The sequence below is a fragment of the Lysobacter enzymogenes genome, from assembly GCF_023617245.1.
In the GTDB taxonomy this organism is placed as follows: domain Bacteria; phylum Pseudomonadota; class Gammaproteobacteria; order Xanthomonadales; family Xanthomonadaceae; genus Lysobacter; species Lysobacter yananisis.
Map to the genome: position 1 here is coordinate 4,198,038 of NZ_CP067396.1, position 22,891 is coordinate 4,220,928.

Annotated in this window: 16 protein-coding genes and 1 riboswitch; of the genes, 6 read left to right on the plus strand and 10 right to left on the minus strand. The window is 70.7% G+C overall.

Annotation, left to right across the window (positions count from 1 at the left end; genetic code table 11):
- Nucleotides 1-176: 176 nt before the first annotated feature.
- A complete protein-coding gene (locus JHW41_RS17275; protein WP_250443813.1) occupies nucleotides 177-3,500 on the plus strand; it encodes a winged helix-turn-helix domain-containing protein in 3,324 nt (1,107 codons plus the stop codon).
- Between the two features lie 17 nt (nucleotides 3,501-3,517).
- Nucleotides 3,518-4,039: a hypothetical protein gene (locus tag JHW41_RS17280; protein WP_138884800.1), complete on the plus strand. Its 522-nt coding sequence runs from the start codon at nucleotides 3,518-3,520 to the stop codon at nucleotides 4,037-4,039.
- 120 nt (nucleotides 4,040-4,159) lie between these two features.
- On the opposite strand, the gene JHW41_RS17285 is transcribed toward JHW41_RS17280, so the two are convergent.
- Together JHW41_RS17285 and JHW41_RS17290 are read right to left on the minus strand one after the other, a co-directional pair.
- Entirely contained in the window at nucleotides 4,160-4,543 is a 384-nt protein-coding gene (locus tag JHW41_RS17285; RefSeq protein WP_078997257.1) for a ribonuclease domain-containing protein, read from the minus strand.
- A gap of 67 nt (nucleotides 4,544-4,610) precedes the next feature.
- The gene (locus JHW41_RS17290; protein ID WP_250443816.1) at nucleotides 4,611-5,003 is read right to left on the minus strand and encodes a hypothetical protein; all 393 of its coding nucleotides are present in this window, start codon (nucleotides 5,001-5,003) and stop codon (nucleotides 4,611-4,613) included.
- A 510-nt stretch (nucleotides 5,004-5,513) separates the two neighbouring features.
- Here JHW41_RS17290 and JHW41_RS17295 point away from each other — a divergent pair.
- Nucleotides 5,514-6,944, plus strand: a complete 1,431-nt coding sequence (locus JHW41_RS17295; protein ID WP_057946876.1) for a hypothetical protein — start codon at nucleotides 5,514-5,516, stop codon at nucleotides 6,942-6,944.
- 505 nt (nucleotides 6,945-7,449) lie between these two features.
- Here JHW41_RS17295 and JHW41_RS17300 read toward each other — a convergent pair.
- Genes JHW41_RS17300 through JHW41_RS17315 form a run of 4 tightly spaced genes read right to left on the minus strand, consistent with a single transcriptional unit; the run spans nucleotide 7,450 to nucleotide 10,749 of the window.
- Nucleotides 7,450-7,794, minus strand: a complete 345-nt coding sequence (locus JHW41_RS17300; RefSeq protein ID WP_078997255.1) for a hypothetical protein — start codon at nucleotides 7,792-7,794, stop codon at nucleotides 7,450-7,452.
- Nucleotides 7,791-9,284 (minus strand): hypothetical protein, encoded by a 1,494-nt coding sequence (locus JHW41_RS17305; protein WP_250443821.1) that lies wholly within the window; start codon nucleotides 9,282-9,284, stop codon nucleotides 7,791-7,793. Before JHW41_RS17305 ends, JHW41_RS17300 begins: the two co-directional genes overlap by 4 nt.
- Before the next feature lie 11 nt (nucleotides 9,285-9,295).
- Nucleotides 9,296-10,057 (minus strand): PP2C family serine/threonine-protein phosphatase, encoded by a 762-nt coding sequence (locus JHW41_RS17310; protein WP_250443824.1) that lies wholly within the window; start codon nucleotides 10,055-10,057, stop codon nucleotides 9,296-9,298.
- An 11-nt stretch (nucleotides 10,058-10,068) separates the two neighbouring features.
- Nucleotides 10,069-10,749, minus strand: a complete 681-nt coding sequence (locus JHW41_RS17315; RefSeq protein WP_057946872.1) for a vWA domain-containing protein — start codon at nucleotides 10,747-10,749, stop codon at nucleotides 10,069-10,071.
- Nucleotides 10,750-10,962: 213 nt separating this feature from the next.
- Here JHW41_RS17315 and JHW41_RS17320 point away from each other — a divergent pair, with 213 nt between their 5' ends.
- Nucleotides 10,963-13,053 (plus strand): phosphocholine-specific phospholipase C, encoded by a 2,091-nt coding sequence (locus JHW41_RS17320; RefSeq protein ID WP_250443828.1) that lies wholly within the window; start codon nucleotides 10,963-10,965, stop codon nucleotides 13,051-13,053.
- Nucleotides 13,054-13,699: 646 nt separating this feature from the next.
- On the opposite strand, the gene JHW41_RS17325 is transcribed toward JHW41_RS17320, so the two are convergent.
- From JHW41_RS17325 to JHW41_RS17340, 4 genes are all read right to left on the minus strand, one after another.
- Entirely contained in the window at nucleotides 13,700-14,761 is a 1,062-nt protein-coding gene (locus JHW41_RS17325) for an IS30 family transposase (RefSeq protein WP_057945874.1), read from the minus strand.
- Nucleotides 14,762-15,025: 264 nt separating this feature from the next.
- The gene (locus tag JHW41_RS17330; protein WP_250443831.1) at nucleotides 15,026-15,934 is read right to left on the minus strand and encodes a siderophore-interacting protein; all 909 of its coding nucleotides are present in this window, start codon (nucleotides 15,932-15,934) and stop codon (nucleotides 15,026-15,028) included.
- Between the two features lie 273 nt (nucleotides 15,935-16,207).
- Nucleotides 16,208-17,470, minus strand: coding sequence for a multidrug effflux MFS transporter (locus JHW41_RS17335; RefSeq protein ID WP_250443835.1), 1,263 nt, complete (start codon nucleotides 17,468-17,470; stop codon nucleotides 16,208-16,210).
- Between the two features lie 99 nt (nucleotides 17,471-17,569).
- Nucleotides 17,570-18,001, minus strand: coding sequence for a VOC family protein (locus JHW41_RS17340; protein WP_250443839.1), 432 nt, complete (start codon nucleotides 17,999-18,001; stop codon nucleotides 17,570-17,572).
- Nucleotides 18,002-18,248: 247 nt separating this feature from the next.
- Nucleotides 18,249-18,348: riboswitch (glycine riboswitch) on the plus strand.
- A 208-nt stretch (nucleotides 18,349-18,556) separates the two neighbouring features.
- Here JHW41_RS17340 and gcvP point away from each other — a divergent pair.
- On the plus strand, nucleotides 18,557-21,418 hold the full coding sequence (gene gcvP, locus JHW41_RS17345; protein ID WP_250443842.1) for an aminomethyl-transferring glycine dehydrogenase: 2,862 nt from the start codon (nucleotides 18,557-18,559) through the stop codon (nucleotides 21,416-21,418).
- Between the two features lie 196 nt (nucleotides 21,419-21,614).
- Entirely contained in the window at nucleotides 21,615-22,631 is a 1,017-nt protein-coding gene (locus tag JHW41_RS17350) for a sensor domain-containing diguanylate cyclase (protein WP_078999091.1), read from the plus strand.
- Nucleotides 22,632-22,891 lie beyond the last annotated feature (260 nt).

The following is a 22,891-nucleotide window of genomic DNA, read 5'->3' on the forward strand; positions in this document are numbered from 1 at the left end:
GTTAGTTTGCGCGCAGCGACACACCCCGCTCGGCGCTGCGAAGGGGCGCAGCGCCCACGGCGGCCCCTCGCCCGCCGCGCCGGCTCCGGCCGCGCCCGCGGACGCGGGGCGCGCTTGAGGCTTCGCGCGGCACCGCCCCCGACGACCTGAAGCACGACACGCGAGCGCACGCTGCGATGCCCCAACGCATCGATCGGATCAAGAACCTGGCCAGCGTCTCGCAGTTCCGCATCGGCGCGCTGCTGGTGCAGCCCGAGCGCCTGACCATCGTTCGCGACGGCCAGTCCACCGCGCTGGAACCGCGCATGATGGAGGTGCTGATCGCGCTGGCCGAGCGCGCCGGCGAGGTGGTCAGCGCCGAGCAACTGCTGATCGAGATCTGGCGCGGCACCTTCTACGGCGACAATCCGGTCCACAAGACCATCGCCCAGTTGCGCCGGCGCCTGGGCGACAGCAGCCGCGAACCGGAGTTCATCGAGACCATCCGCAAGCGCGGCTATCGCCTGATCGCGCCGGTGGCCTTCCCCGACGATTACCGCAGCGGCCTGCCGCGCGCGGCGGCATGGACCCAGGGCAGTCCCTACGTCGGCCTGCGCTCGTTCGATCACGGCCACGCCGGGGTGTTCTTCGGCCGCAGCCGCGCCACCGCCGAGTTGCTGGCGACGCTGCGCGAGCAGATCGACAACCAGCGCCGCTTCGTCCTGGTCTCCGGCGCCAGCGGCTGCGGCAAGACCTCGCTGCTGCGCGCCGGAGTGCTGCCGCTGCTGCGCCAGGACGGCGGTTTCGACGGCCTGCACGCGCTGGCCAGCGCCTACTTCGACCTCGGCGCCTGCCGCGGCGGCGACCTGCTGGCGCGGCTGGCGCAGGCGCTGTGCGCGTGGTCGCTGGACGGCCGCCCGGTGTTCCTCGACAGCGAGGCGGCATGGCTGGAACGGCAGTTGCGCGGCGCGCCCGACGCGGTGCGCGCGCGCATCGACGACGCCTTCGTGCGCCGCACCGCGGCGTCGGCCGAGCGCGCCCACCTGCTGCTGGTGGTCGACCACGCCGAGGCCGCGGTCGCCGCGCCCGGCATCGACGACAGCGACCGCCGCGACTTCGGCGCCGCGCTCCACGCGCTGTGCGCGAGCGCGCGGGTCGCGGCGATCGCGATCACCCGCAGCGACTTCTACCCGGCGCTGGTGGAGAAAATCCCGGGCCTGGCCGAACTCAAGGCCGGCGACGGCCACATCGACCTGCTGACCCCGCGCATCGGCGAGATCGGCCAGATCATCCGCGCGCCGGCGGCGCTGGCCGGGCTGAGCTTCGAGGAAGACCCCGACAGCTCGCTGCGCCTGGACGACCTGCTGCGCGACGCCGCCGCCGAGCATCCCGATTCGCTGCCGCTGCTGCAGCACACCCTGCAGGCGCTGTACGAGCGCCAGGGCGACGGCGGCGTGCTGCGGCTGTCGACCTACCGCGAACTCGGTGGCCTGGAAGGCGCGCTGGCGCACCGCGCCGAGCAGGCGTTCGCCGAACTGCCGGCGCCGGCGCAGGCCGCGCTGGAGCGGGTGTTGGCGGCGCTGATCGTGATCCGCCCCGACAGCGACGCGGTCACCGGCCGGCGGGTGCCGTGGTCGAGCCTGGAGGACGCGGCCGCGCGCGAGTTGGCCGAGGCGTTCGTGCGCGCGCGCCTGTTCGTCGGCGAGCTCAGCGGCGGCGAACCCGGCTTCGGCGTCGCCCACGAAGCGCTGCTGCGGCAGTGGCCGCGCGCGCGCGAGTGGACGCGCGAGAACCGGCAGCTGCTGCAGGCGCGCGAACGCCTGCAGCGCGCGGCCAAGCGCTGGGCCGCCGAGGGCCGGCGCAACGATCACTTGCTCAATCCGGGCCGGCCGCTGGCCGAGGCGCGCGAAGCCGCGCGCCGCCTGCCGGCCGATCTCGACGCCGACGACCTGCAGTTCCTGCACGCCTCCGAGCGCCAGCAACGGCGCAAGCAATGGCTGCGCGCCGGCGCGATCGGGACCTTGTGCCTGCTGGCCGTGGTCGCGATCGGCCTGGGCCTGCAGGCCTGGCAGGCGCGGCGCGAGGCCGAGGAGCGCCGCGACCAGGCCCAACGCCTGGTCGCCTTCATGCTCGGCGACCTGGCCGAGCAGTTGCGTCCGATCGGCAACCTCAAGCTGCTCGACAGCGTCGGCAGCCAGGCGCTGTCCTACCTGGAGCGCATGCCCGAGGCCGACATGCAGCCGCGCGAGCTGGTCAGCCACGCGCGCGCGCTGCGCACGGTCGGCGAGGTGCTGATGAACCAGGCCCGCTTCGCCGAGGCGCGCGCCGCGTTCGAGCGCGCGCAGGAGGCCTCCGCGCTCGCCGTCGCCGGCGCGCCGCAGTCGCTGGACGCGCTGGCCGAATCCGGTACCACCGCCTATTGGCTGGGCTATCACGACTACCAGCAGAAGCGGTTCGACGGCGCGCGCAGCCACTGGCAGGCCTACCTGCGCGCGTCCGAACAGTTGGTCCAGCGCGCGCCGGCCGATCCGCGCTGGCGGCTGGAGCTGTCCTACGCGCTCAACAACCTCGGCACCCTGGCCTTCAGCGGCCAGCGCAGCGACGAGGCCGGCGAGCTGTTCGCGCGCTCGGTGGCGATCAAGCGGCAACTGCTCGCCGACAAGCCCGACGACAAGTCGCTGCGCTTCGAACTGGTCGACAGCCTGTCGTGGCTGAGCAGCGCGCAGGACGCGCGCGGCCTGCTGGCCGAGGCCGCGCAGGGCTACGCGGCGCAGACCCAGATGCTGCGCGAACTGGTCGACAGCGAGCCCGACGCCGACGAATGGCGGCGCAAACTGGCGACCTCGCTGCTGCGCAGCTCGGTGCTGGCGCTGGACCGCGGCGAAGTGGAACAGGCCGAACGCGAGAGCGCCGAGGCCGTGCGCATGCTGGCCTCGCTGGTCGAGCAGCAACCCGACAACAAGGTGTGGCGGCGCAATCTCGGTCACGCCTACGCCCACGCCGGCTGGGTCGCTTCGATGGCCGGCGCGCGCGAACGCGCGCTGGAACGGCTGCGCGCGGCGCAGCGCACGCTGGCGCCGATCATGCGCGAGACCGATCCGCCGCCGGAATGGCGCCTGCTCGACGCGACGGTGCGGCTGCGCCTGGTCCAGGCCGATCCGCGCGCCGGCATCGGCGCCGCCGACGCCGCCATCGCCGACCTGCAGGCGCTGCAACGCAACGCGCCGGCCGACATCCCCAACCTGTCCAGCCTCGCCCGCGCGCTGGCCTGGCGCGGCGAGCGCTACGCCGCCGACGGCGAGGCCGCGCGCGCGCGCGCCGACTTCCGCCAGGTCGAGCGCCTGCTCGCCGACGCCGTCGCCGACACCCGCGACCGCATCGTCTTGGACGCCTGGTCGCGCAGCCAGGTGCATCTGGGCGAGCGCGCCGACGCGGCGCGCCAGATCGCCTGGCTGCGGCGCGCCGGCTACCGCAATCCCGGTTTCGTGGCCCTCTACGAAACCGCTCCGCAGCCACCATGACCACAGGAAACCCCATCATGGCCAAGAAAGACTCCGCCAAGAACGATTCCGCCAAAGCGGCCAAGCCGGCGGCGATCGCCGACAAGTACGCGCGCAAGCACAAGCGCCACAAGCCCGACGGCAAGTACCCGACCCACCGCATCGAGCTGACCGTGGCCCACGTCGGTTTCGGCGGCAACGCCGGCAAGGGCCACTATTTCTACAGCTTCGCCCCGGACGTGGTGACCTTCCAGGGCGGCCCGGTCTGGATCGAATACGCGTTCGAGGCGCAGGTCCAGGAGCGCTTCGAGATCGTCAACGTGCTGACCTCCGACGCCTTCAAGCAGATCGGCGAGCCGGAGTTCGAGTACGACAAGGACGGCGAGAAGAACGTGCGCAAGGTGTTCTTGTTCAACAAGAACTCGGTGTCCACGCTGATCTTCTTCACCGTGCTGGTGCGCGACCGCCAGAGCAACTACAACGACGTGGAGCTGATCTCCTGCGATCCGCAGGTCGGCAACGATCCGCAGATCACCCCGACCAAGGGCAAGGGCAAGTAAGCCGCGTCCGCATCCCCGCGGCGGGCGGCGCGCACGCGTCGCCCGCCGCGCGCGGCCGGGCCGCGATGCCCGGCGCTCGGGCGCGACGCCCGCGCCGGCGCGGTCCGCGCCGCTCCGGCCTCAGTTGATCGTGCAGAAATTCGCGTAGTGGTCCGGCGTGTAGTACCGCGCCGCGACCACCTTCTTGGTCCCGTCGGTGACCAGGTACACCAGCCGGCGCTGCCCGGCGGCGCCGGTGTTCTGGCGGATCTTGCCTTCCCAATACACCTGGCCGCGGCCGGCGTTGGGCAGCTTGCCCTCGTTGTTGGAGAAGATCTGCACGTCCATGCCGTTGCGCCCGCACTCGGCCACCGGGTCGGTGGCGGTGATGCAGAACGACATGGTGCGCATGGCTTCCTTGATGTCCGGCGGCAGGCTGGTGCAGGCCTTGGGCGCGGCCGCGGCGGCGGCGCCGGCGAGCAGGCACAGGCCCAGGACGAACGCGGCGCGATCGATGTGGTTCATGGCGGTGGTCCTCGAAGAAGGGGCGGCGGCGGAACGGCGGCGCGTCCGCGCCGCCGCCCGCGCGGGGTCACTTGCCGGCGATCTCGCAGAACGCCTTGAAGTTGTCGCCGGTGTAGTAGCGCTTGCTGATCGGCTTGCCCTTCGCGCCGACGGCGAGGTTGTAGACCAGGCCCTGCGGCGAACCCAGCAGCGCCGGCGAGGCTCGCCAGTACTGCGCGCCGATCCCGCCCAGCGGCGGCAGCAGGCCCTGGGCGTTGTCGTAGGCGCGGGCGTTGAGCTTGGACCGGAGGCAGGCCTTGGCCGGGTCGGCGGTGCGGGCGCAGGCGTCGAAGTCGCGGATCATGGTCTGCACGTTCTTGGGCAGGTCCTTGCAGGCCGGCAGCGGCTCGGCGGCCAGGGCCGGGACCGCGGCGAGCGCGAGGGCGGCGGTCAGCGACCACTTCACGAGGGTGGCGTTCATGGGTTTCTCTCTCCGGGAATAAAGGTGCGCGAGACGGTGGGCCTGCGCCGGCCGGGCCCGCGGATCGGGCCGACGGTCCGACCCATCGAAGCGGGGCGGCCGGCGCGAAGCTGCGGCAACGGCCGCGCCCCCACCTTGGCCGCGCGGCCGCGCCGGCACCTTCCGACAACCTTACGGTCGCCGCCCTTTGCGACCCTTCGCGACCCCGGTCGCAGATGCCGGTGAGGCCCGGTAGGGCGGCGGTGAGCGCGGGGTTAGCGGCCGTGAGCCCGGGCCGCGGGCCGCTTCGAAACCTTCCGCGGGCCGCCTGCCGCCGCGCGGCGGCGCCGCGGACTCGAACTCAAGTCATTGAAATAAAAACGATTATCGCTCCGTAAGGTTGCCGTAAGGCGCGCCTGCCGGCCGGCGCGCAGCCTGCGCGGCAACGGATCGCCGCACGCCGCGATCCGCCGCCGCGATGCCCTCCCGGGCCCGCGGCCCGCGGCGCGCAAAGCCAGGCAGGAGCGCACCATGTCCGAATTCGAGCCCCCGTATTCCCACGTCGGCGAAGCGTCGCCGCCGTCGCTGGAGGCGCAGGACGAGGAGACCGGCCCGTTGTCGCAGTTCCGCCACGGCGCCCAGGACCGGCGCCTGCTGGAACTCGCCCGGCTCGACGCCGGCCTGGCCGCCAACGCCGACTTCGACGACAAGCCCTGGGGCCTGCTCTACCGCGCCCTGGTCGATTCGATGGGCCTGTCGCCGGACGACTTCCAGCTGATCTACCCCAGCGTGCCCTGGGACTGGCCGTGCCCGCAGGCCGGCTTCGTCCACGCCGCCCAGCACGACTTCTGCGCCACCGCGCCGCAATGGAGCGCGATCGGCGCCTATGTCTCCAGCGGCGACACCGTGCACCAGGCCTACCAGCAGTTCCTCAACACCGCGCTGGCCCAGACCGACTACCGCAGCCTGCGCCAGCACCTCAACGACGCCGACGACGCGCTGACCACCGCGACCAACCAGTACACCCTGGCCAGCGCCTCGGCCGCCTCGGCCTACGCCGCCCAGGTCGAGGACAACCAGCCCAGCTTCACCCAGTGGCTCGGCAGCGAGCGCGGGCGCGGCCACCAGGCGCGCATCGTCGCCGCCCAGGCCGGGATGAACCGGGCCCAGGCCCATTACGCCGCGCTGGTCGCCCAATGCCAGTCGCCCGGGCTCGGCCAGGCCCAACGCCGCTGCGGCGACGAGCGTTTCCACGTGCGCCTGTCCGACCTCAACCTGATCCGCATGCCCAAGGTCCCGGACTGGCGGTTGGCGCGCAGTTGCGACGAGTGGGTGGCGCAGGTCGAATCCGGCCGCGGCCCGGCCGGGGTCACCCTGGGCTTCAGCAACCGCGAGGCGCCCTACGACTTCGCCCAGACCTGGGCCGGCCGCCGCGGCCGCATCCGCCAGCTGTTCTGGCAGGTGCGCATCAACGGCCGCTGGGAGCGCATCGACGAATTCGAATTCGACAACAAGCTGGAGCTGTCGCTGGACTTCCAGGCGGTGGACACCATCGCCATCCGCCCGGGCGAGTGGTTCGACGGCGAGTTCGCCCGCTCGATGATCGACGGGCCGTTCATGCCCGGCTACAGCGCCTTCGGCGGCGACACCGTGGAAACCCGCGGCCAGCCGGTGTTCGGCGAGCGCGGCTTCTTCGGGTTGATGAAGAGCGGCGTGTGCGTGGGCTACCGGCCCTCGTTCGCGATCCGCACCAGCACCTCGACCTTCCGCCGCTTCGCCGACCCGTTCAAGGCCGCGACCGGGCTGCGGATCGGGCCGTTCGTGTTCGAAGCCGAAGGCGGCAGCCTCGCCGCCGGCTGGAGCGCGGACCCGGCGACGCAGACGTTTTCCGGCGCCACCACGTCGCGCAAGCCGAGCATCGTCGGCGCGACCGTGGCCGAACTGCCCAACGCGGGAGGCTGACGGCGACGACTTACCGCGCGGCCGGTCGCGACCGGCCGCCACGAGCAAGCATCGGCCCGCTTCGACCGCCACCCCAGGGCGGTCCAGGCAACGCATCCGGCGCCTCCGCCTGCAACGGGCGGCGCGCCCCGGGCCGATGGGGGGCCGGCTTGCAGGAGCCGGTCCCGGCGATCCGGCCGGTGCGCGTCAGGCAGGGGGCCGACGCGCACCGGCCGGAGCTTGCCTGGTGCGGGACCGGGAATTCGGAAATGGGCCATCGGCGCGCAGGCGCGCGACGCGGGAAGGATGCAAGCAGGCGAACGGGTCGGCCCGAAGGCGTCGACCGGCACCAAGGCAACGGGCCTGAAGGCCCTCCCACAAGCTCGCGCGCGCGATGCGCGCCGCCGCTGACCGGACCTCCCCAGCGGTTGTGGGAGGGCTTTCAGGCCCGCTGCCTCGGTTCGTCCTTGCGCTCAGGCGCGCCGCTTGCGCGCGCGGCCGTTCGCGGCGATCGGCGAATGCGCCGTCAGCGCAACACCATCGTGATCAGCACCAGCCACGCCACCGTCGCGACGCCCGCCATCACCCCGGCGTCGAGATCGCGATCGCGCCACGCCCGCCAGCCCACCGCCGCCAGCGACGGCACGCCGGCCAACAGCATCGCCGCGCCGAACCAGCGCATGCGCGGCTGCGCCGAGGAAGCGAGCAGATAGCCCAGCGTGTCCATCGCCCACATCGGCAGCGACATCACCCAGGCGGTCGCCGGCGCCAGCACCAGCACGGTGAAGAACGCCAGCACCAGCGACTTGACCAGCGGGAAGCGGGTCGGCGCGCGCATCTGCCAGCGGTAGTTCGGCCGGCGCCAGCTCACAGGCGCACCAGCCGTCGCGGGATCGCGATCACGAACACGTAGCACAGCGCGATGAAGCCGGCGCCGAGGAAGGTCAACAGGATCAGGTTCATCCAGCCGTCCAGCGGCGTGCGCGTGGCCACCCGCAGCGATTCGTAGAAACGCTGCACCTGGCTCGCGCCATAGCCGAACGCCAGCGGCGCGGCCAGCGCGGCCAGCGCGCGCACGCGTCCGGCCAGGCGCGCGCGCCAGCCGCTGCGCGACGGCGCCGGCGCGCTCGGCGGGCCCGCCGGCGGCGCGTAGTAGGGATTCCATTGCATCGGCGGTTGCGGCCGCGCCACCCGCAGCCGCGGCGGCGCGGTCGCCGCCGGTTGCGCCGGCGCGGCGGTGCGCCACCAGCCGCGCCCCTGCGGTTGCGGTCGCGGCGCGCGCGCGTGCGGCGCCGGCCGCGGCCGCGCCGCGGCGGTGCGCGCAGTGACGTTGAGCAGGTCGTGGCGCACGCAGGCCGCGCACGGCTGGCCGGCGTAGTGCTGGTGCTCGCGGTTGTTGGCGCAGATCACGATCAGCCCGCGCGAAGGCTGGGCATAGGCGCGCAAGCATTCGCTCCACTGCGACGAACTCGGGCGCTGCGAAGGATCGTCGCCGAAGGCGCGGTCGAACAGGTCGCGCAACTCGCGCGGCATCAGCGCGTGGCCGCTGACCGGGTTCGGCGCCATCATCGGATTGCCGCGCTGGGAATAGGCGTAGCAACGCTCGCGGATGCGCCCGGGCACGTCGGTCGGCACCCGGTCGTAGGCGGGCCGGCCGCTGTAGGGATGGATGCCGAAGTTCAGCAGTTGGAAGATCACCACCGCCAGGGCGAAGCGGTCCTGGGTTTCTTCGCCGGCTTCGTCGAGCGCGCGGATCTGGTATTCCGGCGCCAGGTAGTCGGGCGTGTACTGCGGCGCGTGGAAGCGGCGGCCGCGGCCCTGGATGCTGAAACCGTCGCAGTCCAGCAGCGCGATGTACAGCGAAGCGCGATAGAAGCGCAGGTTGACCGGCTTGAGGTCGACCACGTAATGGTGCTGCGCGTGCAGCGCCGCGAGCACCGAGGCCAGGTTCGCCGCCAGGGTGACCTTGTGGCCGAGCCCGACCGGCAGCCCGGCCGCGCGCGCCTGGCGCTCCTGCAGGATCTGCTCGAGCTCGGAAGTGGCATCCACGTCCAGCGCCGGCATCGCGAAGCCGACGAAGCGCCCCTGCGCGTCGCGCACGGTCGCGTCGGGCCAGGCGATCTGCACGTAGCGCTTGCCGTCCTCGTATTGGTCGGGCAGCTTCGGCCGCAGCTGCAGCATCGCCTCGATCCGGTCGGTGTAGCTCGGCGGATCGACCCGCGCGTGGTAGATCTTGGCCACGCTGCGCGGATCGTCGCCGAGCAGGTAGACGCTGCCGGCGCCGCCGCTCTTGATCAGCGGCCCCAGGCGCGTGGCGCGCGAGCCGATGTGGATGGGACTGCCGGTGGTGAGGCTGCTCATCGCCGGCGTTCTCAGCCCCGCAGCGCGATCAGCAGGGTCTTGTCGTCGGAGGTGATGCCGTGCGTGCGCGGATCGGCCAGGGTGCCGTGCAGCGCGCGGCTGCCGGTGTCCTCGTCCACCGAAGCCAGGTAGCGCGACACCGGATCGATGAACGGCGCATACAGCGCGGCGTTGCCGCGCGCCATCGCGAACGGCATCGCGCCGTCGGACATCAGCGCCAGGCGCGCGGTCGGCGCCGGCACCCGCAGCACGCGCAACTGCTCGCGCCAGCCTTCGCCGGTCACGAACCAGGTCTCGTTGGCGTACTCGCCGTTGGCCGGCAGCGACACCACCGGCGCCGCGGCGTCCGCGTCGACGGCTTCGGCCACGCCGATGCCGTCGCCGATGTGCAGGAACCAGCCGCTGTGCGCGTCGCCGGCGTAACCGACCACGGTCGCGGCATAGTCGCCGAGCGCGCGGCCGTCGGCGTCGGCGCGCTCGACCAGCGCCGCGCGCGCCTGCGCCACCGCTTCGGCGGCGGCCGCGGCGAAGTCCTCGCGCGGCCCCGCCAGCAGTTCCGGTTCGCGCGCCAGCCGCTCGCCCAGCGCGCGCGCCAGGCCGTCGGCGATCAGCCGCGCGCCGACGTCGCTGCGCGCGGCCGAGCCGGCGCCGTCGCAGACCACCGCGGCCAACAATTCGCCCTCGACGTGGAAGGCGCACGCGTCCTGGCAGGGAATGCCCTTGTCCAGGTGCGAGGTGCCGACCGCCGATGCGGCATAGATCCGCCAGCCCATGCGCGCCCCGCTCAGGTCGGAACCGAGGACCAGGTGTCGGTCGAAGGCAGCTGCGCGGCGCCGCCCGGACGCGACTGCGAGACCACCTGCATGCTCGCGCTGAGCCACAGGAACAGCTCGCGGAACTGCAGGCCCTGCAGGCGCTTGACCCCGCCCGGCCCCTTGCTGCTGAACTGGCTCATGATGCGCTCGTCGCCCTGCCCGACCGCGATCGGGAAGATCGCCACCTTGTTGGCGGTTTCCGCATCGCGCGCGCGCTGCGCCGAGGCTTCCCACGCGTCGGTCGGCGCGCCGTCGGACATCAGGAACAGCCACGGCCGGGTATAGGCCACGCCGGCGGCCTTGAAGCGCTGCTTCTCGTTTTCGATCTCGCTCAGCGCCAAGTCGATCGCGCGCCCGGTCGGGGTGGTGCCCGCCGCTTCCAGCACCGGCGCGGTGAAGTCCATCGCGTCGCACCAGTCGCCGGCCGGCTCGGCCTGGTCGAAGCCGCCGTAGCGCACCACCAGCACGCGCACCCGCTTGGCCGCGATCACGTCGCTCTTGAGTTCGTCCTCCAGCAGCTTCAGGCCTTCGTTCAACTGCTGCATCGGCGGGCCGGTCATGCTGCCCGAGCAGTCGAGCACCAGCACCAGCGGAGTGCGCTGTTCGGTGTTGTCGACCAGGGCGACGTCGGGGATGGCGGTCTCGTTCATGACATTCCCTTGCTTTGACTGAACCGGGAGTATGCCAGCGCGGGGCCGGACGGGCCATCGCGCACAACCGCGGCGCGAACGCCGCCACAGGTCGGCGCCGCGGTCCGCGAACCGTCACCGCACTGCCATACGCCCGCAGCACGCTGCCGAAGCGGTACTGCCCACCGCATCCCCCAGCCTCCGCTCTCGAGCGGGACCCACGCCCGGATCGCCATGACCGACCAACACGACACCTCGCGCCGCGGCTTCCTGCGCGGCGCCGCCGGCGCGACCGCCGCCGGCCTCGCCCTCAACCTGTTCCCGCCGTCGATCCAGAAAGCGCTGGCGATTCCCGCCGCGCGCGTCACCGGCACCCTGCACGACGTCCAGCACGTGGTGATCCTGATGCAGGAGAACCGCTCCTTCGACCATTACTTCGGCGCGATGCGCGGCGTGCGCGGTTTCGGCGACCGCTTCCCGATCCCGCTGCCCGGCGGCAAGCCGGTGTGGCGCCAGACCGACGCCAAGGGCCGCGAAATCCAGCCCTGGCACATCGATACCAAGACCACCAGCGCGCAGCGCATCGGCGGCACGCCGCACACCTGGCCCGACGCCCAGGCGGCCTGGAACAACGGCAAGATGGACCAGTGGCTGCCGGCCAAGACCGAGCGCTCGATGGGCCATTACCTGGAAGCCGACATTCCGTTCCAGTACGCGCTCGCCAACGCCTTCACCCTGTGCGACGCCTACCACTGCTCGCAGCTGACCGGCACCAATCCCAATCGCCTGTTCCTGTGGACCGGCACCAACAACCCGGCCGCCGACCGCGGCGGCCCGGCCATCGTCAACACCTTCGACGACTCCGGCCCGGCCGGCGAAGGCTATTTCTGGACCACCTATCCCGAGCGGCTGGAGCGCGCCGGGGTCAGCTGGAAGCTGTACCAGGACATGGACGACAACTTCTCCGACAACCCCTTGGAAGGCTTCCGCCAGTACCGCGCGGCCGCGCCGGGTTCGGCGCTGGCGGAGAAGGCGCTGAAGACCTGGACGCTGGAGGATCTGGCCGACGACGTGCGCAGCGGCAAGCTGCCGCAGGTGTCGTGGCTGGTCGCGCCGGCCAAGTATTCCGAGCACCCCGGCCCGTCGGCGCCGATCTGGGGCGCGGACTACACCGCGCGCGTGCTCGACGCGCTCACCGCCGATCCCGCGGTGTGGGCGCGCACCGTGCTGATCGTCAACTTCGACGAGAACGACGGCTTCTTCGACCACGTGCCGCCGCCGGCGCCGCCGGCGCTGGACGCGCAGCGCAAGCCGCTCGGCGGTTCCACCGTCGACCTGCGCGGCGAGCACCACTTCGCCCGCACCGGCCCCTCGCACGGCACCTCCGCCGATCCGGCGGTCTACTACGACCGTCCCTACGGCCTGGGCCCGCGCGTGCCGATGTACGCGATCTCGCCGTGGAGCCGCGGCGGCTGGATCAACTCGCAGGTGTTCGACCACACTTCGGTGATCCGCTTCCTGGAAAAGCGCTTCGGCGTGATCGAGCCGAACATCAGCCCGTGGCGGCGCGCGGTCTGCGGCGACCTCACCACCGCGTTCAACTTCGAGAACCCGAACAACGAACCGATCCCGACCCTGCCCTACACCGGCGATGCCGACCGCATCGTCGCCGAGCAGAGCAAACTGCCCGCGCCCAAGCCGCCGGCGACGCCGAGTGCGGCGCGGCAGGACGCCGGCATCAAGCCTTCGCGCGCGCTGCCGTACGACCTGCACGTCGGCGAGCGCTTCGACCGCGACGCGCGCTCGCTGCGCCTGAGCTTCGGCAACAGCGGCCGCGCCGCGGCGGTGTTCCACGTCTACGACCTGCTCGACCCCGACGCGGTGCCGCGCCGCTACACCATCGAACCCGGCCGCTCGCTCAACGGCGACTGGCCCTTGCGCAGCGGCGGCGAGCGCGCCTACGCGCTGCAAGTGTTCGGGCCGAACGGCTTCTACCGCGAATTCCGCGGTTCGCTGCACGGCGCCAACCCCAGCGCGACCACGATCCCCGACCTGCGCGTGCGCCATCGCAAGCTGGTGCTGGCCTTGCGCAACCCGGGCCGCAAGCCGCTGCGGCTGGAACTGGTCGACCAGTACGGCCTGTACGACCGGCGCCTGGAGCGGCTCGGCGCGGGCTCGCTGCGCTACCGGCCGATCCGGCTCGACGAGAGCTGCCAGTGGTACGACTTCGTACTGACCGACGCGAACGATCCGGAGTATTTCCGCCGCATCGCGGGGCGGGTGGAGACCGGCGCGCACGGGATCACCGACCCGGGGTTGCTGTGAGTTTTCGCTGAAATCGCCATAGGCCGCTATTGCAGCTGTTGCCGTTGTCATTGATGTTGTTGTTGCTATTCGCTCGGACGTAACTCCACGCGAAGCCCATGTCCCGCAGCCCCGGAGGGCGTGCGCATGGATGCGCACGCGCGCCATGGGACAGGATGTCCCTTATGGCGCGGCCCCGCGCCCCTTTCGAGCCCTAGTGGCTCTTGATCCGAAAAAGATAAGGCCTTTTCTTTGGTTACTTTCTTTGTGGCTTAAGACAAAGAAAGTGACCCGGCCGCTTGCGGACGGAAGCTCTGGATCTTCGCTTGTCGTCACGCGCACGCGCACGCACACGCACACGCAAAGACGAATCCCACCGCGGCACGCCCCTTGTAGGAGCGGCGCAAGCCGCGACCGCGCCACGGCAAACACAGTGAAAGTTTCACCTTGGTTGCGTTGCCGCGGTCGCGGCTCGCGCCGCTCCTACAGTCGGATACGCAACCCCTCGCCCGTCATTCCGGCGAAAGCCGGAACCCATTTTGATTTTGCTGCTGCTTTCGCCGTTATCGATGTTTCGCGCGACGACAAGCCACCATCCAAAGCTTTCGTCCGCAAGCGGCCGAGCTACTTTCTTTTGTCAGCGCGACAAAAGAAAGTAGTGGCGGAGTCAATGTCCAAGTGCATCACCCTGCGCCCGCGGGTTTTTGAGTTCCTCATAGAGCACCTCGACGGGCGAGCGCCTGCCCAGGCTACGGCGGGGGCGGTTGTTCATTTCCCACGCCACCTCTTTGAGGCGCTGCGCAGAATGCACCGACAGATCGGTGCCCTTGGGAAAGTATTGCCGCAACAAGCCGTTGGTGTTTTCGCAGGTTCCGCGTTGCCACGGGCTATGGGGGTCGGCGAAGTAGATCGCTAAACCAGTGCGTTCGCTCAACTGCCGATGCGATGCCATTTCCTTGCCCTGGTCGTAGGTCAAGGTCTTCTTCAAACTTTCCGGCACGCCTTCGAACGCCGAGCTGAAGGCCTCCAGCACCGTGTGCGCGGTCGCGTCGGCGAGCTTGACCAGCTTGACGTACAAGGTGCGGCGGCAGACCAATACCCCAATCGCCGAGCGGTTGTGCGCGCCCACGATCAGGTCGCCCTCCCAATGCCCCGGCATCAGGCGCTCATGCGCGGCCGGCGGCCGCAGGCGGATGTTGGGCAGATCCGGCAGATGGCCGCGGGCGTCGCTTCCCTGGCGCGTGCGGCGGCCGGACTTGCGCCCCTGCCGCAGCAGACGGGTCACCTGGCGGCGCAATTCGCCGCGCGGCATCGCATAAATCGCGGTATAGATCGTTTCGTGCGACACGCGCAGCCAGGGCCGGTCCGGGTACAGATCCCGCAGTTTGTCGGCAATCTGTTGCGGCGACCAGCACCGTTCCAGCCAATAGCGCACGCGTCGCCACAGCACGGTGTCGCGTCGCAGCTTGCGGCGCACCCGCGCCCGTCGCCGCAGTCGCTGGGCCCGCCGGCCCGCCCGGGTCGCATCGTAGCCAGGGTCGAAACGAGGGCGTCCGCGCAGCGGCGGCCCCGAATGGGACCGAAACCCATTACGGCGCAACTCGCGAGCAATTGTGCTTTGCGCCCGACCCAACGTCTGGGCGATTTGCCGTCCGCTCGCCCCTTGGGCGATCAAGACCATGATGGCCCCGCGCTCTTCTGCGCTCAGATGCGAATACTGCTGACCCATTCACAGTGCCTCACTGAGGTGATGCACTTGAGGTTAGAGACCAGCAGCCAAAGAAAAACGCTTGTTTAAGGTCACAAGCCACTAAGTCCAGCACCGGGCGCGGGGATGCGCCATAAGGGGCATCCATGCCCGATGGCGCACGCGCGCATCCATGCGCGCGCCCTCCGGGTCTGCGCAACAGGGGCCGCATGCAAGGTGGCGGCCAAGCAAAGGAAAAAGCAACGGCAAAGCAACGGCATCAGCAACACATGCCGCCGCCCTCGCTCAATCCAGCACCCGCCCCTTGCGCCAATACCCCATGAAACTGATCGCCGACTTCGCGAACCCGCGCTCGCCGACCAGATGCCGCCGGATCGCCATCACCGCTCCCGCCTCGCCGGCGATCCAGGCGTAGAAGCCCGAGGCGGTCGCCGCCGCCTGTTCCCACAGGATCTCGCGGTCCACATCGACCTCCGCCAACGCCTCGCCGCCCTCGCCCGCCTGCGCCGGCGTCAGCTGCGCCGCGCGGATCGCTTCGACCAGGCGCGCGCCGTAGTCGGCAGGCGGTTCGTCGCGCCGTTCGGCGCGCGGCAGCCAATGGATGCGCATGTCGCCCGGGCCGACCAGATCGACCACGTCGGCGCGCAGCGGCACTTCGATGTAGGCGCGCACTTTCGGCGGGCGCGGCTGCGCGGCCAGCGATTCGAGGATGCCGGCCACCGCCGGCAGCGCGGTCTCGTCGGCGATCAGCAGCACCTCGCGCACGTCCGCCGGCGGGCGCCATTCGACCCCGCCGCTGTCGTCCTGGCTGGCGTGCGGCGCCAGCAGCAGCACCCGGTCGCCGGGGCGCGCGCGCAGCGCCCAGCTCGAGGCCGGACCGCTGTCGCCGTGGGCGGCGAAGTCCACGTCCAGTTCGCTCGCGTCCGGCCGCAAGGCGCGGATGGTGTAGGTGCGCATCGGCGCGCGCTGGGCCTCGTGCTGGTCGCGGTAACGCGCGTACCAGTCCTCGCCGCGCGGCACGCTGAGCTCGCCGGCGGCGTTGGGGAAGAAGATCTTGATGCGTTGGTCCGGCCCGAAACTGCGCGCCTGCGCCAGCGACGGGCCGGCGAAGACGAAGCGCAGCATCGACGGGCTCAGTTCGATGCGCTCGCGCACCGAAACGTCGAACAGGTGGAAAGGAACGCGTTGCGCCATGGCGGTTGCTCCTGCATGAGCGAATGCACATGGCTGGGAGCGCGTGGCGCGGCCTGGCTGCCGGTGCGGCGCCGTGCGCGCCGCGGTGGCTACAGCTTAGTCCCCGAAGCCGGGCATGGGCTTGCCGGGCTTGGCCGGTGGCCGGTATCCGAATGCAGGAGCGTCGCAAGCCGCGACTGCGGGGTTGCCCGTTTGCGCCGTAAGCGACGGTTCGCGGTCGCGCCGCGCGCCGCTTTTGCAGAAAACGACCGCCACGGCAGCACGACCTGACGGCTACAACGAATCCTGCGGCTCGATCACCACCGCGTCCTCGGGCACGCGCGCCACGCGGTTGCGCGACACCCAGGCTTCCCAGCGCCAGAACAGCCACCCCACCGCGGTCAGGCCCGAGGCCGCCACCGCCAGGTGCAGCGCGCTGTCGCTCAGCAGCGGCGAGATCACCCCGGCCAGCAGCGCGTTGACCACCAGTCCGGCGAAGGCCTGCAGCGAGGACGCCGAGCCGCGCTGGTGCGGGTACATGTCGAGGATCGACAAGGTCACGATCGGGAACACCAGGGCGATGCCGAACGCGCCGATGCACATCGGCGCGACCGCCCACGGCACCCGCGGCGCGTCGGTCCACAGGTTGTAGCCCAGGTTCAAGGCGATGGCGAGCGCGCAGCAGGCGAAGCCGATGTCGACCAGGCGGTCGCCGCTGACCTTGCCGGCCGCGCGCCCGGACACGAACGAACCGGCGACCATGCCGCCGATGGTCGGCACGAAGAACCAGGCGAAGTCGCGCTCGCCGAGCTTGAGGATGTCGAGCACGAACGCCGGCGCCGAGGCGATGTACAGGAACAGCGCGCCGAAGTTGAACGCGCCGACCGCGGTCAGGCGCTGGAAGCGCGGGTTGAGGAAGATCGCCACGTAGTCGCGCATCAGGCGCTTGGGCTTGAGCGCCAAGCGCGCCTGCGGCGGGTGGGTTTCCGGCAGCAGCAGCGCCACCGCCGCCCACAGCGCCACCGAGAACGCGACCAGGAACCAGAAGATCGCCGGCCAGTGCGACCAGCCCAGGATCCAGCCGCCGATCACCGGCGCGATCGCCGGGGCGATGCCGAAGATCATCATCACCTGGCTCATCAACCGCTGCGCGTCGTCGCCGTGCAGCAGGTCGCGGATGACGGCGCGGCCGACGATCAGGCCAACACCCGCCGACAGCCCTTGTACCGCGCGAAAGAAAAGCAAAGTAGGCAGATCCGTGGCCAACGCGCACGCAGCCGAAGCCAACGTAAAGACCGCCAACCCACCCAAAATCACCTTCCGCCGCCCGATCGCATCCGACAGCGGCCCATGCACGATGCTCATCAACGCATAAGCCACCAGGTACACGCTGATGGTCTGCTGCATCTGCAGCTTGTCCGCGCCCAGTTGCGCGCCCATCGCCGGAAACGCCGGGAAGATGGTGTCGATCGAGAACGGCCCGAACATCGCCAGCCCGCCCAGCAGCAGGGCCAGGCGGCGGATCGGGATCGGCGTTTTGGCGGCGTCCGCGCTCATGCGGCCGCGCTCGGGCAGGTCGGGCTCTGGCCAGCCGGGCTCATCGGGTCTGCGCTCATCGGGTCCGCGCTCATCGAATCTGCGCTCATCGCCCCGCGCTCAGGCCGCGACCGGGGCGTCGGGCGGGCCCTTCAGCTCGACCATGTTGCCTTCCGGGTCGTACAGGTACTGCGAGGGACCCTCGCCCTCGGCACCGTAGCGCGAGCCGAACTCGCCGATGCGCGCGCCGTGGGCGGCGAGGTGCGCCGCGATGGCCTCGCGGTCGAACGGTTCGGCGCGCAGGCACAGGTGGTCCATGTTGCGGCCCTGCTCGCCCGGCGCGGCGCCGCCGAGGCGGCCGATCTTGCCCTCGACGTCGACCAGGTCGATCAACGAATCGCCGGCGCGCAACTGGACCAGGCCGATCTCGTCCTGGCGCCGCTCCACGCTGCAGCCGAGCACCTCGCAGTAGAACGCCACCATCGCCGCGGTGTCGCGCACGCGCAGCACCACGTGGTCGAGTTGCAGCAGGCGGAACGGTCGCGCGGCCATGGCCGGGCCTCATCGCATGAATGGGGGCCGACAGCATACTCCCGCGCGGTGCCGCTGATCGGCTCCGGGCTTGTTTCGATCTGTCCGCAAGCCCCTGTAGGAGCGGCGCAAGCCGCGACCGCGACACCCCGCCTACGGCGCAATCGGCCGCCCCGCGGTCGCGGCTCGCGCCGCTCCTACAGCGGCTTCGGGCCGCCCCCGGGCAGCCCCCCAACCGCGCCTCGGCAACGGCTATAATCCCCGCTTCGACCACGCGGTGGGAGAAGCGTCCGCCCCGGGCACCCCGGCCGGCCGCTGCCGAAGGCGCAACGCCCGTAATCGCTCAGGCCCCAGACCGCCGCGTGTACAAAACTCTGGAGAGACCGCCCGGCCGCAGCGGCATCGCGGACGGAACCGGCGCCGAAGGGGCACGAAGCGAGCGCGGACAGGAGCGGCCCCAGCGGCCCCCCTCCCCCAAGCGGCCTGCGCCGCAGCACGCTTCCAAACTCTCAGGCAAAAGGACAGAGGGGCGCCTCGCGTGCGGCACCGCACGTTGCCTTAGGACGCCCCCTGCCCATGACTCATTCGACCCTGCGCGATCTCGAGCACCACGACGCCTTCATCGAGCGCCACATCGGCCCCAACGACGCCGAAATCGGCCACATGCTCGAGCAGGTCGGCTACGCCTCGCTCGAAGCACTGACCGACGCCATCGTCCCCGGCTCGATCAAGTCCCCCCAGCCGCTGGCCCTGCCGCCGGCGATCGGCGAAGTGGAAGCGCTGGCCAAGATCCGCGCCATCGCCGCGAAGAACCAGGTGCTCCGCAGCTTCATCGGCCGCGGCTACTACGGCACCCACACCCCCAACGTCATCCTGCGCAACATCCTGGAGAACCCGGCGTGGTACACGGCCTACACGCCGTACCAGGCGGAAATCTCGCAGGGCCGCATGGAAGCGCTGATCAACTTCCAGACCATGGTCGCCGACCTGACCGGGATGGAGATCGCCAACGCCTCGCTGCTCGACGAAGCCACCGCCGCGGCCGAGGCGATGACCCTGGCCAAGCGTTCGGCCAAGTCCAAGTCCGATACCTTCTTCGTCTCGAAGAACGTGCATCCGCAGACGCTGGAAGTGCTGCGCACCCGCGCCGAGCCGCTGGAGATCCAGCTGCTGGTCGCCGACGACAGCGAGGCCGCGAGCGCCGACGTGTTCGGCGCGCTGCTGCAATACCCCGACACCTTCGGCGGCCTCGGCGATTACCAGGCCACCGCCGACGCGCTGCACGCGCGCGGCGCGATCCTGGCCGTGGCCAGCGACCTGCTCGCCCTGGTGCTGCTGAAGTCGCCGGGCGAATTCGGCGCCGACATCGTGGTCGGCAACACCCAGCGCTTCGGCGTGCCGTTCGGCTTCGGCGGCCCGCACGCCGGCTTCATGGCCTGCCGCGACGCCTACAAGCGCTCGATGCCGGGCCGCCTGATCGGCGTGTCGGTCGACAGCGACGGCAAGCCGGCCTACCGCCTGACCCTGCAGACCCGCGAGCAGCACATCCGCCGCGAGAAGGCCACCAGCAACATCTGCACCGCGCAGGTGCTGCTGGCGGTGATGGCGAGCATGTACGCGGTCTACCACGGCCCCGACGGCCTGACCCGGATCGCCCGCCGCGTCCACCGCCAGGCCGCGATCCTCGCCGCCGCGCTGCGCCAGGCCGGGGTAAAGGTCGCCGACGGCTTCTTCGACACCCTGCGCATCGACGGCGTCGACGCCGCCGCGATCCACGCCCAGGCCCGCGCCGCGCGCATCAACCTGCGCGAGATCGACGCCGGCAGCGTCGGCATCAGCCTCGACGAGACCGTCACCCGCGACGACCTCACCGCGCTGGCCGGCTTGTTCGGCGCCAAGCTCGACATCGACGCGCTCGACGCGTCCACCGCCGACGCGATCCCGGCCGCGCTGCGTCGCGCCTCCGCGTTCCTGCAGCACCCGGTGTTCAACACCCACCACAGCGAACACGAGCTGCTGCGCTACATGCGCTCGCTGGCCGACAAGGACCTGGCGATGGATCGCACCATGATCCCGCTGGGCTCGTGCACGATGAAGCTCAACGCCACCGCCGAGATGATCCCGGTGACCTGGCCGGAGTTCGGCAACATCCATCCGCTGGCGCCGGCCGATCAAACCACCGGCTACAAGCAGCTGATCGACGAACTCGAAGCGATGCTGGTGGAATGCACCGGCTACGACGCGGTCAGCCTGCAGCCCAACTCCGGCGCGCAGGGCGAATACGCCGGCCTGCTGGCGATCCGCGCCTACCACCGCTCGCGCGGCGAGGGCCATCGCGACATCTGCCTGATCCCCGACTCCGCCCACGGCACCAACCCGGCCTCGGCGCAGATGTGCGGCATGACCGTGGTGGTGACCAAGACCGACGCCAACGGCAACGTCGACGTCGAGGACATCCGCCGCAACGCCGAGAAGTACAGCGACCGCCTGGCCGCGATCATGATGACCTACCCGTCCACGCACGGCGTGTTCGAGGAAGAAGTCGTCGAGATCTGCCAGATCATCCACCAGCACGGCGGCCAGGTGTACACCGACGGCGCCAACATGAACGCCCTGGTCGGCGTGGCCAAGCCGGGCAAGTGGGGTTCCGACGTTTCGCACCTGAACCTGCACAAGACCTTCTGCATCCCGCACGGCGGCGGCGGCCCGGGCGTCGGCCCGTGCGCGGTCAAGTCGCACCTCGCGCCGTTCCTGCCCAAGACGGTCGACGGCGAAGGCGCGGTCGGCATGGTCAGCGCGGCGAGCTACGGCTCGGCCAGCATCCTGCCGATCTCGTGGATGTACGTGACCCTGATGGGCACGCAGGGCCTGCGCAAGGCGACCCAGGTCGCGCTGCTCAACGCCAACTACATCGCCAAGCGCCTGGAACCGCATTACGAGACGCTCTACACCGGCCGCAACGGCCTGGTCGCGCACGAGTGCATCCTCGACCTGCGCCCGCTCAAGGACGCCACCGGCATCAGCGCCGAGGACGTGGCCAAGCGCCTGATCGACTTCGGCTTCCACGCCCCGACCCTGAGCTTCCCGGTCGCCGGCACGCTGATGGTCGAGCCGACCGAAAGCGAATCGCAGCACGAGCTGGACCGTTTCATCGACGCGATGATCCAGATCCGCGAAGAGATCCGCGCGGTCGAGGACGGCCGTCTGGACCGCGAGGACAACCCGCTCAAGCACGCCCCGCACACCGCCACCCAGGTCAGCGCCAGCGAGTGGACCCGCGCCTACCCGCGCGAGCTGGCCGCGTTCCCGCTGCCGTCGCTGAAGCTGCAGAAGTACTGGCCGCCGGTGTCGCGCGTGGACAACGTGTACGGCGACAAGAACGTCATGTGCGCCTGCATCCCGGTGGATGCGTACAAGGAAGAGGAAGCCGAGGTCTAAGCCTCCAAGCAGGCCGCGACTCTCCGCCAAAGGCCCCGCTCGCGCGGGGCCTTTCTTTTTGTGCGCCGACGCCGCGCGCTCGGCGACGGTATACCGGATACATCGGCCCGGTTGGCTTGTCATCGCGCCTGAACGCGGACACCAGACCGCCGCGAGCCGACGATATACTCCGCCCAATCGTCGCGGTGCGTATGCCATGAACATGCAGGAACCGAAGCTGCAGGCGTTCTCCGAGCGCTTGTTGAAAGTCATCGAGACGCAGACCGAGATCGCCCGCCTGGGGTTGGACCTGGGCGGCGTCATGTCGTTGGTCGCGCATCGCGCGCAGGGCCTCACCGGCGCGGTCGGCGCCGTGGTCGAGTTGGCCGAGGGCGAGGACATGGTCTATCGCGCCGCCGCCGGCATCGCCGAGTCCAGCCTCGGCATGCGCCTGGGCCGCGCCGCCAGCCTGTCGGGCCATTGCGTGGCCGAAGGGCGGCCGTTGAACTGCGTGGATTCGGAAACCGACGAGCGCGTCGACCGCGCCGCCTGCCGCGCGGTCGGGCTGCGCTCGATGATCGTGGTGCCGCTCAAGCACCACGACACCGTGGTCGGCGTGCTCAAGGTCATGTCGCGCGAACCGGCCGCGTTCGACGACGACGACCTGCGCGTGCTCGACATGATGTCGGGCCTGATCGCCGCGGCGATGTACCACGCCGCCAAGTACGAGACCAACGAACTGTTCTACCAGGCCACCCACGACGCGCTGACCGGCCTGCCCAACCGCGCGCTGTTCTACGACCGGCTGCGCCACAACCTGGCGCAGGCGCATCGCGAATCGCGCCGCGTGGGCATCCTCAATCTCGACATGGACGGGCTCAAGCCGGTCAACGACAACCTCGGCCACCGCGCCGGCGACGCCGCCATCCGCGAGTTCGCCGAACGCATGAAGCTCAGCGCGCGCGCCGGCGACACGGTGGCGCGGGTCGGCGGCGACGAGTTCGCGGTGATCCTGCCGCGCATCGAACATCGCGAAGGCGCCATCGCCCAGGTGCAGCGGCTGGCCCAGGCGCTGCGCTTCGGTTTCGAATTCGAACAACGGCCGATCGCGCTCGACGCCAGCATCGGTTGCGCGGTGTATCCCGACGACGGCGAGGACCTGGGCCAACTGCTGGAGAAAGCGGACCAGGCGATGTACGACGTCAAGCGGTTGAAGAAGCACTCGCGCGACTGAGTCGCCGATGCGTGGCCGCACGGGGTTGCCGGCGACGCTCCGCAAGAACACCCAGGCCTAGTCTTGCGCACTGTCCGGCCGGGCATGCGTTCGCTCGTAGCGCGCGGCGCCGATGCAGCCTTGTGAAGCCGGCGATGCAAGCGGATTGATACGCAAAAAATGCCTCTCCAGTGCACGCACTCTTCGATGCGCATGCACTGCATACACGTCCGCTGACCTAGAAAATTCATATCGCTTGGGCCTATCGCGCCCCGGGCCCG

Excerpts from the sequence above, each read along its gene's own strand:
- JHW41_RS17275 (WP_250443813.1), top strand. The coding sequence starts at position 177 with ATGCCCCAACGCATCGATCGGATCAAGAACCTGGCCAGCGTCTCGCAG.
- JHW41_RS17280 (WP_138884800.1), top strand. The coding sequence starts at position 3,518 with ATGGCCAAGAAAGACTCCGCCAAGAACGATTCCGCCAAAGCGGCCAAG.
- JHW41_RS17285 (WP_078997257.1), bottom strand. The coding sequence starts at position 4,543 with ATGAACCACATCGATCGCGCCGCGTTCGTCCTGGGCCTGTGCCTGCTC.
- JHW41_RS17290 (WP_250443816.1), bottom strand. The coding sequence starts at position 5,003 with ATGAACGCCACCCTCGTGAAGTGGTCGCTGACCGCCGCCCTCGCGCTC.
- JHW41_RS17295 (WP_057946876.1), top strand. The coding sequence starts at position 5,514 with ATGTCCGAATTCGAGCCCCCGTATTCCCACGTCGGCGAAGCGTCGCCG.
- JHW41_RS17305 (WP_250443821.1), bottom strand. The coding sequence starts at position 9,284 with ATGAGCAGCCTCACCACCGGCAGTCCCATCCACATCGGCTCGCGCGCC.
- JHW41_RS17310 (WP_250443824.1), bottom strand. The coding sequence starts at position 10,057 with ATGGGCTGGCGGATCTATGCCGCATCGGCGGTCGGCACCTCGCACCTG.
- JHW41_RS17315 (WP_057946872.1), bottom strand. The coding sequence starts at position 10,749 with ATGAACGAGACCGCCATCCCCGACGTCGCCCTGGTCGACAACACCGAA.
- JHW41_RS17320 (WP_250443828.1), top strand. The coding sequence starts at position 10,963 with ATGACCGACCAACACGACACCTCGCGCCGCGGCTTCCTGCGCGGCGCC.
- JHW41_RS17325 (WP_057945874.1), bottom strand. The coding sequence starts at position 14,761 with ATGGGTCAGCAGTATTCGCATCTGAGCGCAGAAGAGCGCGGGGCCATC.
- JHW41_RS17330 (WP_250443831.1), bottom strand. The coding sequence starts at position 15,934 with ATGGCGCAACGCGTTCCTTTCCACCTGTTCGACGTTTCGGTGCGCGAG.
- JHW41_RS17335 (WP_250443835.1), bottom strand. The coding sequence starts at position 17,470 with ATGAGCGCGGACGCCGCCAAAACGCCGATCCCGATCCGCCGCCTGGCC.
- JHW41_RS17340 (WP_250443839.1), bottom strand. The coding sequence starts at position 18,001 with ATGGCCGCGCGACCGTTCCGCCTGCTGCAACTCGACCACGTGGTGCTG.
- gcvP (WP_250443842.1), top strand. The coding sequence starts at position 18,557 with ATGACTCATTCGACCCTGCGCGATCTCGAGCACCACGACGCCTTCATC.
- JHW41_RS17350 (WP_078999091.1), top strand. The coding sequence starts at position 21,615 with ATGAACATGCAGGAACCGAAGCTGCAGGCGTTCTCCGAGCGCTTGTTG.